Raw genomic sequence first — 13,177 nt, 5'->3', positions numbered from 1 at the left:
TTCATTAAAGAGATAATCACAGATTTCCGAACCTTACCTTTTTAACTAATCAGTTTAGTTTCCTTGAGTTTGGCTATCTGCGTATCCAAAAACCTTTTGTAACAATAAGGTACTTCTGGTATTGATATTTTCACGGATCTTTAATTCCTCTTTGGCGATTTCTATAAAAAGTCCATCAATTGCTTTTTTGGTGACATATCCAGTCAGATCCGTATTCACTTTTTTGACAAAAGGCACCTTATTATAGCGTGTTGTTACGTCTTCCCAATATTTGGTTGCATCCACCTTTTTGAGGCTTTGATCGATAATAGGCTCAAATTTTACAGCTAAACTATCACTGGTAGAATTAGCGAAATATTGAGTGGCAGCATCTTTCTCCCCAGTCAGGATCGATTTCACATCTTGAATACTCATCTCTTTGATAGCTAATTCAAAAATTGGTTTTGCCTGAATTGCTGCATCTTCCGCAGCCCTGTTTACACTTACTATTACCTGATCCACCATGGAACCTAACCCCAAAGACCGAAGGGTGTTTTCTATGTTTTTTGCCTCTGGGGGGAAGAGGATTTTTACATCCAGATTATTCAGATAGCCATCTTCTAAGTGAAGTCGATCAGCACTGATGTCTGTGGCTAAAGCCAAAGCTTCCTTTAATCCGGCGTTGAGTTGTTCATTTGTGGGTTTGAAGATACTTTGGGCAATTGTCGAATGAGTATCTAGCGTAAAAACAAAGAATAAAAGAATCGCTGAAAGGAATGAGGATTGAAAGCTTTTTGAAATTTGCATTGGGGGATTTTAATTGAATTTTGTGATGATACTCAATTAACGTAATTCGATTGGATAAGATATCAGGGGATTAATAAAAATTGGTTTCTTGTTTAGTTGCCTGCATGAATGAAGAAACCCAGGTGTCTGTTATGGGAATCCTCGTCTCTTTGATTTAACGAATCACATTTGACCGCAGCTAAAAGCAAATTTTCTTCCCAAAATTAATTGGAATGAAATTTTCAATGAATCATTAATAAATACCCGGCAAACTTATATTCTAATGAGAACTTACAAGAATTACCTAAGCCTCTTTTCAGCATTTATACTCTTGGGTTTAAGTTCCTGTGCAATCAATCCTGTCACAGGAAAAAAGCAAGTTGTATTGATGTCTGAAGCTCAGGAAATCGAGATGGGACAGCAGTCAGATCCTGAAATTGTTGCCTTTTTTGGCCTTTATGAAGATCCAGAACTCCAAGAATTTATCACTACTAAGGGCAATGAAATGGCGGCAATCTCACATCGTCCAAAATTAGCCTATGAGTTCAAAATAGTGGACTCACCAGTAATTAATGCCTTTGCGGTGCCCGGTGGGTTTGTCTATTTTACCCGAGGCATTATGGCGCATTTTAATAATGAAGCTGAGTTTGCGGGGGTGTTAGGTCATGAGATTGGTCACGTTACCGCTAGGCATTCAGTGATACAGCAGCGGAATCAGATTCTTGGGCAGCTAGGTCTTATAGCGGGGATCATTTTAGTCCCTCAGCTCAGTGAATTCGTAGAGCCTTTGTCACAGGGAATGCAGTTGGCTTTGCTGAAATTCGGAAGAGATGCGGAGCGTCAATCCGATGAGCTAGGTGTGGATTATTCTTCCCAAATCGGGTATGATGCGACTGAAATGGCCGGATTTTTCGAAACACTAGAAAGACAACAGGATAATTCTGGAGCGGGTGAAATTCCCCCTTTTCTTTCTACTCACCCTTCACCTGAAGAACGAAATGCGACTGTTGAGAGACTTGCATTAGAGTGGCAGCAAAAGTCTAAAATGACTGAATTTGAAATAAACCGAGACAGTTATCTGCGAAAAATTGATGGTCTAATAGTGGGAGAGGATCCAAAGCAGGGATTTGTAGAGAATAATACTTTTTATCATCCAGTTCTAAAAATCCAATTTCCACTTCCTACAGATTGGAGTCACCAAAACTCACCACAACAGTTTCAAATGGCACCAAAGGCTGGTGATGCAGTGATGATTCTGACTTTAGCCTCAGGAGCTAACCTGGAAGAAGCTGCAAATACAGTTTTGGAGAATTATGGACTGACGCTGGTAGAATCTAAGAAAAAGACCATCAACAGCATGCCGGCAATACTAATGGTTGCCGATTATTTACAAGAGCAAGGTAGTACCATCCGTGTCCTTTCTTCTCTTATTCAATTTGAAGGAAATATTTATAGTTTGATGGGGGTTACGGAGCTGGCAAAGTTTGATTCATACCAGTCAGTTTTTAATAAGACGATACGTGATTTTCAAGAATTAAGAGATTCGGAAAAACTAAACCGAAAACCCGATATTATAAAAATCAAAACAGTTCCAAATTCAATGTCATTAGAAGCGGCCTTTAAGTATTATGGAATGCCATCTGAGCGATATGAAGAACTTTCACTTCTAAATGGGATACATTTGACAGATCAATTAAACAAAGGAATGTTGATCAAAGTCGTTGGAAAATAATCACTAGTTAGTCTGGCTTTAAAAAAATAAAAACCAAACCCCTTAGCTCGGTTTTTAATTAATGTGATTGCGGATGAATATTAATTTACTGTTCCTGTACCTGCTTTTTCACGTTCAGCGTAGCCAAATACTTTTTGAAGCAATACTGTGCTTCTAGCAGTTACATTTTCCCGAATTTTTAATTCCTCTTTGGCGATTTCATAAAAGAGTCCTTCAATGGCTTTTTTAGTAACGTACTTGGGCAAATTGGCTTCAATGGGCTTTATTAAAGGTACTTGGTTATACCTTCCAATGACGTCTCCCCAGTATTTGGTGGCGCCGACCTTATTTAAACTAGATTCGATGATTGGTTTGAATTTTTCTTCCAAAGAACTTGTCGTCATATTCTCAAAATAGGTGGTTGCAGCATCATTTTCTCCCATCAAAATATTCTTCACATCAGTAATGCTCATGTCATTGATAGCGGCGACAAAAATTGGTTTGGCTTCAATTGCTGCGTCTTCAGCAGCCCGATTGAAACTGATGATCACTTGATCACAAAGGTTTCCTAATCCAATAGAACGAAGTGTATTTTCCACTTTTTTGGCTTCTTCAGGAAAAACTATTTTGATAGCTAAATTTCCCAAATACCCATCTTCTTTTGAAAGTCGTTCTGTAGCGTAGCTGGTACCATATTCCAAAGCTTGTTTGAGCCCCGAATTGATCTCTGCATTGGTAGGGGTTCCTAATCCGAACTGTCCTCCAAGTTGATTGATGGTGTCGCAGCCGGAAGAAATCAGTCCAATAAAAAGAAAGATTAAAACTGTATTTTTATAGTTAGTGAGTTTCATGCTTTTTGTCTTTATTCTTTTTTAGAATCGATTCAACAATAGTACCTGAAATGATTCACCAATAAAATTGTAGATTGAGTGGTAGTTGATTTTTTATAAACTAATTTTTAGGTAATTAATGAAAAGCTTGTTTGGGTTCATTGATTATTATAAAAACAGTTATTTTTTTGAAAAATATTAATAAAAACCTATTATAGATAATAAATCGATAAATAGATGAATCTTAGAATAAACTCAGAATTTGGAACTCTTCGAGCGGTATTAATGCATAGACCTGGAAAAGAAATTGATCGGTTGACGCCCTACAATAAGGAGTTCTTACTTTTTGAGGATGTTCCCTATTTAGAGGCCTTGCAAAAGGAACACGATGCTTTCTCCAACTTAATTAAGGAGTCCACAGGGGCCCAGGTGTATCAATTGAGGGAGTTATTGATCCGTGTATTATATGATGAGGATATCCTGTTGAAGTTGGTGAGAGAGTCTTTGAAAAAGTCAGGCTTGGTTCATCTGGCGGAAGATATTTTGGAAAGATTTTCTACTGCGGAATGTGCCTCTATTTTGACTGCTGGGTTAAAAATTCACGAATTAAGAAAGAAAATTCCCAATCTCAACTCTGGTGAATTGATGGAGTCTGCCTTTGCGATTTCCCCATGTCCCAACTTGTATTTTCAACGTGATCCTATGGCTTTAACCCCTGGAGGAATTATTTTTTCTAGTATGAAAATGGATGGGAGACAAAGAGAAGCGGATTTATTGCGAACAATATTTGAAAACCATACCGATTTTAAGGATAATGTTAATCGATTGTATCCTATTCAGGGGCATGATAATCCTCCAAGTATTGAGGGAGGAGATATCATAGTCTTATCCGGAAAAGCAGTGGCCATAGGGAATTCTGAGAGAACCGATGAAAAAGCAATTTACCATGCAGCCAAAGCCATGTTGGCTGAAGGGTCAGTAGAACGGGTTTACGAAGTGCATCTTCCTCACAAGCGGAATTACATGCATTTGGATACAGTCTTCACCATATTGGATGAAAACCTGGTATTAACTTATCCTGATGCACTAAACTCAGTATTGCAGACTTCCCGCTATACATTGAAGGAAATAAAGGACGATAAAGTCCATATCAAAAGAGAGGTGTTGAATGAGTCCCTCTTAACCATCTTAGAGCGTGAAATTCAACATTTGGAGATTCTCCACACAGCTGATGGGAATCCTGATTATTCACTTCGAGAACAGTGGTTTGATGGAGCGAATGTATTTGCTATTGGACCAAGAAGGGTGATCTCTTACAATAGAAACATCCATACCAACCGGGCATTAAGACAATTGGGAGTGGATGTATTGGAGATTCCTTCCTCCGAACTTTCAAGAGGACTTGGAGGACCCAGATGTATGACTATGCCTCTAAGTCGGTCTAGAGTTTAAGGGATTGCTTGTTTGATAAGTTATCTATCGAAGAAAGATCTTCTTCTGGACACTTTTAGGTCCTGAAGGATGCTTGATTTCACTCGAATATCAATATTGTATGAAGTAAATCGGCCAAATGGAATCCAACTGACATTCATTTGCCAACAGTGAAGATCCCTTGCAATACCGATCATGGACTGGGTAATCTTTTGTGTTTGTAAGTCTATGCCTGTGTTGAAGTTGATTTTCCACTTTTCAGATAGTGAAAAGTCTCCATTCATATTCATTCCTTGGGTGATATTGGTGGTCCCCGTTGTCTGTTTGCTATAACTCAAATTATAGCCAAAACTCAAGTTCCAAGGGATATTCCAATCAATGTATTGACTTGGATCTGATACAATTCGATTGATTTCGCTCTCCACAAATTCATTGAGTACTCCTCCCTGCTGCATGAAATTAGAGGTGACTTCATCCCTTACTTCTCCAGGTGTTTTATTCCCTCCAGGGTTCAATGACATATTCATATTCAAGGAAGCATTTCTAATTGTACCAATTCCCTGACCATTTTTCCAGGCAAATTCATTGATCCGTCTGATCGTCTCTGCTCCAGTACTACTCAGGAAAGTACGGGTTGCATAAGGATCCAAGGTGGTACTCATATTGACAGAAAGTTTCCTTTCAAAAAAGCTGGTTCTGGCGCTTATACTAAAGGGTGCAAGGTTAAAGGAATCAGCGGCGAAATTGTAGCTTGTGCTTAAGTTGAGGGTCTCCAATAAGGGAATTTTTTTGGAAGTTGCCTCTGCAGAATCTGATTCCGTTCTGATTTTAGCCTCCAGTACATTTCTCAAGTTAAAGGTCATGGCCCTAGACTCGCCTACTGCGGCTCCTCCGTAGATGAAACCTTGATGTCTGGATAAAAGCCGAGTATCTCCTTCCTCATTTATTTGAACCTCTTGGTAGTATCCAAATCTTGGATCTGAAAAGTCAGGTCTAAAGCTAAACCCAATGGAAGGCTGGATGTGCTGTCTGATCGTCTGGATTTTTCCATTTCCTTTGAAATTGAAGAATCCATAAACGTTGGTGTTGAGGGCAAAAGAAGAACTATAGGTGCCTATTCTATTAAAGCCATCTTCAATGATTTTATCCACACGTTCTTCAGATGCATTGTAGTAATAATTGATTCTATTGAGGTACCAAAGTTCCTGGTAATTGAAGGATGCGGTACCTGTAAAGTATTTAAATAGGGTGAAATTAGAGGAAATCGGAATGGTACTTCTCGCTCCATTGCTGGCATTGTCCAATAGAAGACTTGCATTTGCCAGGTTGAATGGAATGTATTGAGTTTGTTCCGTTCCGGTAGATAAGTCAGTTGGAACGCCAAAAGATTGATCTACCCGGTTGGTAATGGAGTTTTGTAAAGCAAAATTCCAGGCAATATTTAATGTTTTTAAAGGTTCAAATTTTACATTTCTAAAAGGGTTCTGCCTATTCATATTGACAGAAATAGAAGGGAGATCCAATCTCACTTCCCCAGTGGTCACACTCTGGGAATGCCTCATATTGGCAGACATGGAAAAAGGTGTGCCTGTGAAAGTTTTTGAATAGGCGACATTAGAGGTGAACTCAGAAGTAATGTTATTTTGGAAATTATTCTGATTGATCACATTGTTGAAGTAGCTGGTACTTCCTGCGTTAACTGATGCAGAAAATCTACTATTGCCTCTCGATTCAGGTGTATGACTCCATTGGACCCTAAAAGTATTATAGTTGACAGGATTTAATTCAGTTTCGGGAGAGACGAATTTTTGGAAATCAATATTAAAGCTTCCTCCAAATCGGTAGCGCTTTTTATATACAGCTTGAGACTTTGCCCCCCAACCTCCTTTGGAGTAAATATCACCGGTAAACCTAGCATGGATGTAATCATTGATCGCAAAGTAATACCCAAAATCCCTGAGGTAAAGTCCTCTGACTTGTTCACTTCCATAAGAAGGGAACACAATCCCAGAGGCTTTTTCTTCCGGCGTGTCAGGAATAATCCCGAAAGGCAATCCTAATGGCGTTGGAATTCCATTGAAGTATAGGTTAAATGGTCCCGAAACCACTTGCTTCCCCTGTATGGATTTGATTTTGTTGGAGGAGATATGCCAATGAGGTTCTGTTAACTTACAGGTGGTATAATACCCGTGACTCAGGTAGATGCTTCCGTCCTCGGTCTTTTTGATGGTTTCTCCTCGTAAAACCCCGTCTTGTTGCTCAGTTACTACGTCCTTGATAATTGCCTTTTGAGTGGCGAAATTATAGCGCATCTCCTTTCTGATTTCATAGACGCTAGGACCATCTTTAAAAAATGGATTGCCGGTAATATTTCCTAAACTATCCGTGACTCCTGAGGCGTAAAGCATGGAGTTTTTCCAATCTATAACGATTAGATCTGCCTCAAGCTTCATTTGTCCATACTCAAACCAAGCCTTATTATATAAGTAAACTTTGTTTTCAGTGAAGTCAGATACGATACTATCTTCCGCATAATAAGTAATATCTGAGGTAATTGGTCCAGTGGGCATAATTTTTGCCAAACTATCAGATGGCAAAGTGTCGTTTAATGCAGGAGGGTTAGACTCTGGTAACGTATCCAACAGGGGTGAGGCCAGGGTGTCAGGTATCACTAACCTCCGCTCTGTTTGTCTCGTAGGTTGTTGTGCAGCTACCATTTCTGGAGCAATCAATAAACCGAATAGTGATAATAAAAGGAGTCTAAATCCCTGCACAGTTGATTGCGCTTTGTTTAATTTGTGTAAAATTTCGCGTAAAGTTAATTCTATTGCCCTCATGGAACGGTCCAAAAGCAAAAAAATTCTTATCTCATTAATTATCCTAATCCCATTTGTCTTCGGAGGATTCATTTCTAACGAATCAATGATGCCAGCGTTTCGCATGAAGAAGATTGTTATCGATGCGGGTCACGGTGGTAAAGACCCTGGGAATCTTGGTTCAAGATCCAAAGAAAAGAATATTAATCTAGCTGTCGCACTATTAGTAGGTAAATATATAGAAGAATACCTTCCAGACGTGGAAGTTATCTACACGAGAAAAGATGATAGCTTTCCAGAATTAAAAGAAAGACCTATTATAGCCAATATTAATAAAGCGGATTTATTTGTTTCCATCCATTCCAATTCTGCTCCTAACCGGTCTGCTTACGGTACTGAGACCTTTGTGATGGGGATGAAGCATTTTGATGCTAATTTTGATATTGTGAAAAGAGAAAACTCCGTAATTTATTTAGAGGATAACTACGAGGAAAATTATGAGGGTTTTGATCCAAAATCACCAGAGTCTTACATGACTTTTAATTTGTTGTCAAAAGTACATTTTGAGAATTCGGTCACGCTTGCTGACCATGTAGAAACACAATTTAAGAATCGTGTGGGAAGAAAAAGTAGAGGAGTTAAACAAGGGCCGTTTTATGTGCTTTGGACTCCATCTATGCCTAGTGTGTTGATCGAACTTGGTTTTTTATCCAACAGTGAAGAAGAGCGTTTTTTGATGAGTCAAAAAGGTCAGGAATATATGGCTTCAGCTATTTTTAGATCTATCCGTGATTATAAAGAAGGAATAGAAGGCAATTAATAGTTGCTTTTCCAAGAATCATTTAGCCCTTTTTCAACTCGGAAAAGGGCTTTTGTTTATATTCAAACAAACTCTTGAGTTTAAAATTGAGTTTTAAAACTATAAACCCAAATTTTATCATGAAGTCAAACACCTCTATGGAAACACCTACTTTTAAATCTCTACTTGATCAATTAAAATCTAAAACTGAACAGGTTAAACTGGGTGGAGGTGCCAAAAGAATTGAGAAAGAACATTCCAAAGGAAAGCTAACAGCACGAGAGAGAATTGACTATTTGATTGATGCAGGTTCTGAATTTTTGGAAGTTGGAGCTTTTGCAGCAGATGGGATGTATGTAGAGGAGGGAGGATGTCCTTCTGCAGGTGTGGTTACAGGAATAGGGTATGTTCAAGGAAGAATGGTGGTAATTGTAGCTAATGACGCCACTGTCAAGGCTGGAGCCTGGTTTCCCATGACCGCCAAAAAGAATTTAAGAGCTCAGGAAATTGCCATGGAGAACCATCTCCCTATCATCTACCTGGTGGACAGCGCGGGAGTTTTTCTGCCCATGCAGAATGAGATTTTTCCTGATAAAGAACATTTTGGTAGGCAGTTTAGAAACAATGCTAAAATGTCTGCCATGGGCATCGTTCAAATTGCTGCAATTATGGGGAGCTGTGTAGCTGGTGGGGCTTATTTACCGATTATGTCTGATGAAGCCATGATTGTAGATAAAACAGGTTCCATTTTTCTGGCGGGGTCTTATTTGGTGAAGGCCGCCATTGGGGAATCCGTGGATAATGAGACCTTGGGAGGAGCTACTACACATTGTGAAATTTCCGGTGTCACAGATAATAAATATGAGAGTGATCAGGATTGTTTGGATGCGATTCGAGGTATTTTTGACAAAATAGGGGAGAACCCTAAAGCTGGTTTTGATCGGATAGAGCCAAAAGTTCCTGGTATATCAGAAGAGGAACTTCTCTCAGTTTTTCCTTTGGAACGTGTGAAACCATATGATATGCTGGAAGTAATCTCTGGGTTAGTGGATGGTGGAGAAATCAATGAGTATAAAAAGGATTACGGGAAAACACTGATTTGTGGAACTGCTAGAATAGATGGATGGGCAGTAGGAATCGTAGCCAACCAACGCAAAATTGTTAAAACCGCTAAAGGGGAAATGCAGATGGGAGGGGTGATTTACTCCGACTCTGCTGATAAAGCTGCAAGGTTTATCATGAATTGTAATCAACGTAAAATCCCTTTGGTATTCTTGCAGGATGTTAGTGGTTTTATGGTAGGAAGTAAAGCAGAACACGGAGGTATTATCAAGGATGGTGCAAAAATGGTTAATGCCATGGCAAACTCCGTGGTGCCAAAATTTACCATCATTCTAGGAAATTCTTATGGAGCCGGCAACTATGCCATGTGCGGGAAAGCCTACGATCCTCGTTTGATTTATTCTTGGCCCACAGCCCAAATGGCGGTCATGTCAGGAGCTTCAGCAGCAAAAACTCTATTACAAATTAAAGTGGCTTCTCTAAAAAAGAAAGGGCAGGAAATAAGTGAAGAGGATGAGAAAAATTTGCTCCAAGAAATTATAGAAAAGTATAATGAGGAGCTAAGTCCTTATTATTCAGCGGCTAGACTTTGGGTGGATGGTGTGATTGATCCCCAAGAAACCAGAAAAGTTATTAGTATGGGCATTGAAGCTGCCAACCATGCACCAATTTCAGAGAGATTTAATGTAGGAGTTATTCAAACTTAAAGACAATTTCATTAAATTATTACAACATCCATTCTTTCAAGACATTTGCATATGAGTAACTTGACTCCAGCAGAGTTAAACGCTTTGATTTCACTTTTAGATGATACAGATTTGGAAGTAAGAAATCATGTGAGAGATCGAATAATTTCATTGGGAACTGAAATTATTCCTTTTCTGGAAGAAAAGTGGGAGACAAGCTTCAATCCTGAAATTCAAAAGGAAATTGAGGATTTGGTTCATGATCTTCAGTTTTCCTTATTGAAAAAGAGATTAAAGGATTGGAAAGAATCTGAAGATCGTGATTTGCTGACAGGCCTCTGGATCATTAATACCTACCAGTACCCAGACTTAGAATATGAAAAGCTGAATGCAGAAATGCACCAGATCTATTTTGAAGTTTGGACGGCATTTAAAAATGATTTAGCTCCCTATGATCAAATAAGGACTATCAACAACGTTTTATTTAATACACTCCGTTTTACAGCGAACACCAAGAATTTTCATTCTCCTGCCAACAGTATGCTTTCCTCAGTATTGGATTCCAAAAGAGGAAACCCACTCAGTCTTTGTGCAATTTATTTATTGGTAGGAAAAAAATTAGGGCTTCCAATCTATGGAGTGAATTTGCCCAATTTGTTTGTCTTGACCTATAAAACAAAAGATCTAACATTTTACATTAATGCTTTCAATAAGGGATTGATCTTTAGTAAGCAGGATATTTTTAATTATTTGGAACATCTGAAGTTAGAGCCTAAAGAGGAGTACTTCGAACCATGTGCCTATCTCCAAATCTTATTGAGAACCTTAAGAAACCTCGGCAATTCGTTTGAGAAGTTGGGGGAGATGGAAAAAGTGGAAGAGGTGAAAGAAATGATTGCTATTCTCACAGATTAGAAACTTCTGACATTACATCCTACAGCTCTAACTTGTTTGGGGCTAGGTTGTTCCCCTTTTAATATTTGATTGATGGCTCTTTCCAAAAACTTTTCAGTAACTGAACCAGCTGCTTGTGCATTATTGTCAATTGCACCTCTATAAGCAGTAATTAGTCCATTGGTACTTGGCGTGATAATTACAACCTCTGGGATTTTGGTGATGTGGAAGAATTTGATCCAATCTTGGTTGACATCCATTAAATAGGACATGTTTAATCCAGACTCATCGACATATTTCCTTAAATCAGAAGCTTTTTGGTTTTCAGGGTTTGGTTCAGAATTTACTAATGCAAAATCGATTCCTTGATTCTGATACCTTGCTCGGATAGTAATGATTCTTTCTTCATACATCTTGACAAAGGGGCAGGAAGTACTGTGAAAAATTAAAACCAAAGCTTTTTGATTTACTTCATTCTCAAGTGAAAAAGGCTTTTCAGTCACCGCATCTTGTAAGCTAAGGCTGTTTATGTCCTGTGCCTTAGCGTATACCATAGATAGGTAAAGGAAAAATAGGATGGAGTAAAATTTTTTCATGGTAGTTACCAAATTGTATAAGTTAAAACGGTATCACTTATCACTCGGGCATGTACCGTGTAATGGTGATCAGAATATTCAGTTTCTCTGATTTTGGCCTTAATGACCGTTGCATCCGGAGAAAATGGTTCTAAGAGGATATTATCTCTAAAACTGACCCCCCTTCTGCCTTGACATTTAAAAATAGACTCTTTTGCTGACCAAGCCAAGGTATAATGTAAGGGATCTTTTTCCAGAAAGTCCAGTTCGAATGGATCAAGAAACCGAAACCCAATTCGGAGGATTTTTTCACGGATGAGGTCCATATCAATTCCTACTGGAGTATCTCGATGGAAAATAGCGCCTGCTAACCCTTCAGTATGAGACAGGGAAACAAATCCATTCCCATTCATTGAATGAGATTTGCCATGTTCATCTTTAAAAAATCCGGGATAAGGAATATACAAGGTGTCCAACGCATCTTTAATGGCTCTTCTTGCAGTAGCCCATTCCATCCTTTTTTCGGGGTGGGAGATATTAGCATAGGATAGTTTTTCTCTAAAACTCAGGAAATCTAAACTATCTACATCATGCGTCTCAATAATCTTGATGGCTAAAGCCGATGAAGAGTCAATTTTTTCTATTTTTGTTTGCATAGGCCAATAGGGCACAGCTAAGTCATCGTCCAATATATGTCAAAAATTCAAGTAAATAAATTACAAACGCTGACAGGGCATAATGACTGTATTTATGCTTTGACGGAAGGGAGTGATCCGAGTTTCTTTTATACAGGTGCTGGAGATGGCATGGTCGTAGAGTGGGACCTTGATCATCCAAAAGACGGGAAGTTGATCGCTAAACTTCCGCATTCGGTATATGCCATGGAGGTAGATAAAGAGAGGAATTTGCTATTTATTGGTCATAACTTCGAGGGAATTCATGTCATCGATCTGAATGAAAATAAAGAAGTATGGTCATTGAAATTTACTGATCAGGCGATTTTTGATATTAAGATTTTTGGAAATGAGGCCTATGTAGGGACAGGAGACGGGATTTTGGTCATCATTGATATTCCTAGTCAGTCTTTGAAAAAGCGGGTTAAACTCAGTTCTAAGAGTATTCGGGTAATGACGATTTCTCCGGTCAAAAAGCACTTGGCAATTGGTCTTAGTGATCACACCATCAAAGTGCTGGATTTAAGGGATGACTTCCAGCCCATTGCTAACCTCATCGGTCACGAAAACTCTGTATTTGCGCTTTCTTATTCTCCAGATGAAAACAGCCTTGTCAGTGGAGCTAGGGATGCTAGGCTGAAGTTTTGGAATACAGAAAATTATCAATTAGAAGAGACCATCGTGGCACATATGTATGCCATTAATTATATATCTTTCAAAGAAGACGGAAATTTTCTGGTGTCTTGCTCCATGGATAAATCCATTAAAGTTTGGGATGCCAAAGAGAAAAAACTGTTGAAAGTAATAGACAAAGCAAGAAATGCCGGGCACGGCACATCCATAAATAAAGTACTTTGGAGTACCTATTCAGGGCAGGTAATATCCATATCTGATGACCGTACAATTTCCATTTGGCAAATAGAAGCAAGCTAAC

11 protein-coding genes are annotated in these 13,177 nt (G+C 38.8%); 6 read left to right on the top strand and 5 right to left on the bottom strand.

Annotated features, from left to right (window positions below):
• Nucleotides 1–54: 54 nt before the first annotated feature.
• Entirely contained in the window at nucleotides 55–786 is a 732-nt protein-coding gene (locus tag JYB62_RS07850) for a DUF4197 domain-containing protein (RefSeq protein ID WP_205644846.1), read from the bottom strand.
• 262 nt (nucleotides 787–1,048) lie between these two features.
• Between JYB62_RS07850 and JYB62_RS07845 the strand changes: the two genes are divergently transcribed.
• Nucleotides 1,049–2,497, top strand: coding sequence for a M48 family metalloprotease (locus JYB62_RS07845; RefSeq protein ID WP_205644845.1), 1,449 nt, complete (start codon nucleotides 1,049–1,051; stop codon nucleotides 2,495–2,497).
• Between the two features lie 80 nt (nucleotides 2,498–2,577).
• Here JYB62_RS07845 and JYB62_RS07840 read toward each other — a convergent pair whose 3' ends face one another.
• Nucleotides 2,578–3,327 carry a DUF4197 domain-containing protein gene (locus JYB62_RS07840; RefSeq protein ID WP_205644844.1) on the bottom strand — a complete coding sequence of 250 codons (750 nt, stop codon included), beginning with the start codon at nucleotides 3,325–3,327 and terminating at the stop codon, nucleotides 2,578–2,580.
• A 216-nt stretch (nucleotides 3,328–3,543) separates the two neighbouring features.
• On the opposite strand from JYB62_RS07840, the gene JYB62_RS07835 reads away from it, so the two are divergent.
• The gene (locus JYB62_RS07835) at nucleotides 3,544–4,758 is read left to right on the top strand and encodes an arginine deiminase (protein ID WP_205644843.1); all 1,215 of its coding nucleotides are present in this window, start codon (nucleotides 3,544–3,546) and stop codon (nucleotides 4,756–4,758) included.
• 20 nt (nucleotides 4,759–4,778) lie between these two features.
• On the opposite strand, the gene JYB62_RS07830 is transcribed toward JYB62_RS07835, so the two are convergent.
• The gene (locus tag JYB62_RS07830) at nucleotides 4,779–7,454 is read right to left on the bottom strand and encodes a putative LPS assembly protein LptD (RefSeq protein WP_205645430.1); all 2,676 of its coding nucleotides are present in this window, start codon (nucleotides 7,452–7,454) and stop codon (nucleotides 4,779–4,781) included.
• Between the two features lie 118 nt (nucleotides 7,455–7,572).
• On the opposite strand from JYB62_RS07830, the gene JYB62_RS07825 reads away from it, so the two are divergent.
• The 3 genes from JYB62_RS07825 to JYB62_RS07815 all read left to right on the top strand — a co-directional run bounded on the left by JYB62_RS07825 (nucleotide 7,573) and on the right by JYB62_RS07815 (nucleotide 11,015).
• Entirely contained in the window at nucleotides 7,573–8,373 is an 801-nt protein-coding gene (locus JYB62_RS07825; RefSeq protein ID WP_205644842.1) for an N-acetylmuramoyl-L-alanine amidase family protein, read from the top strand.
• Between the two features lie 137 nt (nucleotides 8,374–8,510).
• Nucleotides 8,511–10,121, top strand: a complete 1,611-nt coding sequence (locus JYB62_RS07820; protein WP_205645429.1) for an acyl-CoA carboxylase subunit beta — start codon at nucleotides 8,511–8,513, stop codon at nucleotides 10,119–10,121.
• Nucleotides 10,122–10,172: 51 nt separating this feature from the next.
• Nucleotides 10,173–11,015, top strand: a complete 843-nt coding sequence (locus JYB62_RS07815; protein ID WP_205644841.1) for a transglutaminase-like domain-containing protein — start codon at nucleotides 10,173–10,175, stop codon at nucleotides 11,013–11,015.
• On the opposite strand, the gene JYB62_RS07810 is transcribed toward JYB62_RS07815, so the two are convergent.
• Both JYB62_RS07810 and JYB62_RS07805 read right to left on the bottom strand, forming a co-directional pair.
• Nucleotides 11,012–11,590, bottom strand: coding sequence for a redoxin domain-containing protein (locus JYB62_RS07810; protein ID WP_205644840.1), 579 nt, complete (start codon nucleotides 11,588–11,590; stop codon nucleotides 11,012–11,014). The genes JYB62_RS07815 and JYB62_RS07810 overlap by 4 nt on opposite strands.
• 5 nt (nucleotides 11,591–11,595) lie before the next feature.
• Nucleotides 11,596–12,225, bottom strand: a complete 630-nt coding sequence (locus JYB62_RS07805; RefSeq protein WP_205644839.1) for a 4'-phosphopantetheinyl transferase family protein — start codon at nucleotides 12,223–12,225, stop codon at nucleotides 11,596–11,598.
• A 36-nt stretch (nucleotides 12,226–12,261) separates the two neighbouring features.
• Between JYB62_RS07805 and JYB62_RS07800 the strand changes: the two genes are divergently transcribed.
• Nucleotides 12,262–13,176: a WD40 repeat domain-containing protein gene (locus JYB62_RS07800; protein WP_205644838.1), complete on the top strand. Its 915-nt coding sequence runs from the start codon at nucleotides 12,262–12,264 to the stop codon at nucleotides 13,174–13,176.
• The last annotated feature ends 1 nt before the right edge of the window (nucleotide 13,177 follow it).

The sequence above is a fragment of the Algoriphagus lutimaris genome (genome assembly GCF_017051705.1).
Lineage (GTDB): Bacteria > Bacteroidota > Bacteroidia > Cytophagales > Cyclobacteriaceae > Algoriphagus > Algoriphagus lutimaris.
Note: the sequence above shows the minus strand (reverse complement) of the source record. Positions and strands in the feature narration are given on the sequence as shown.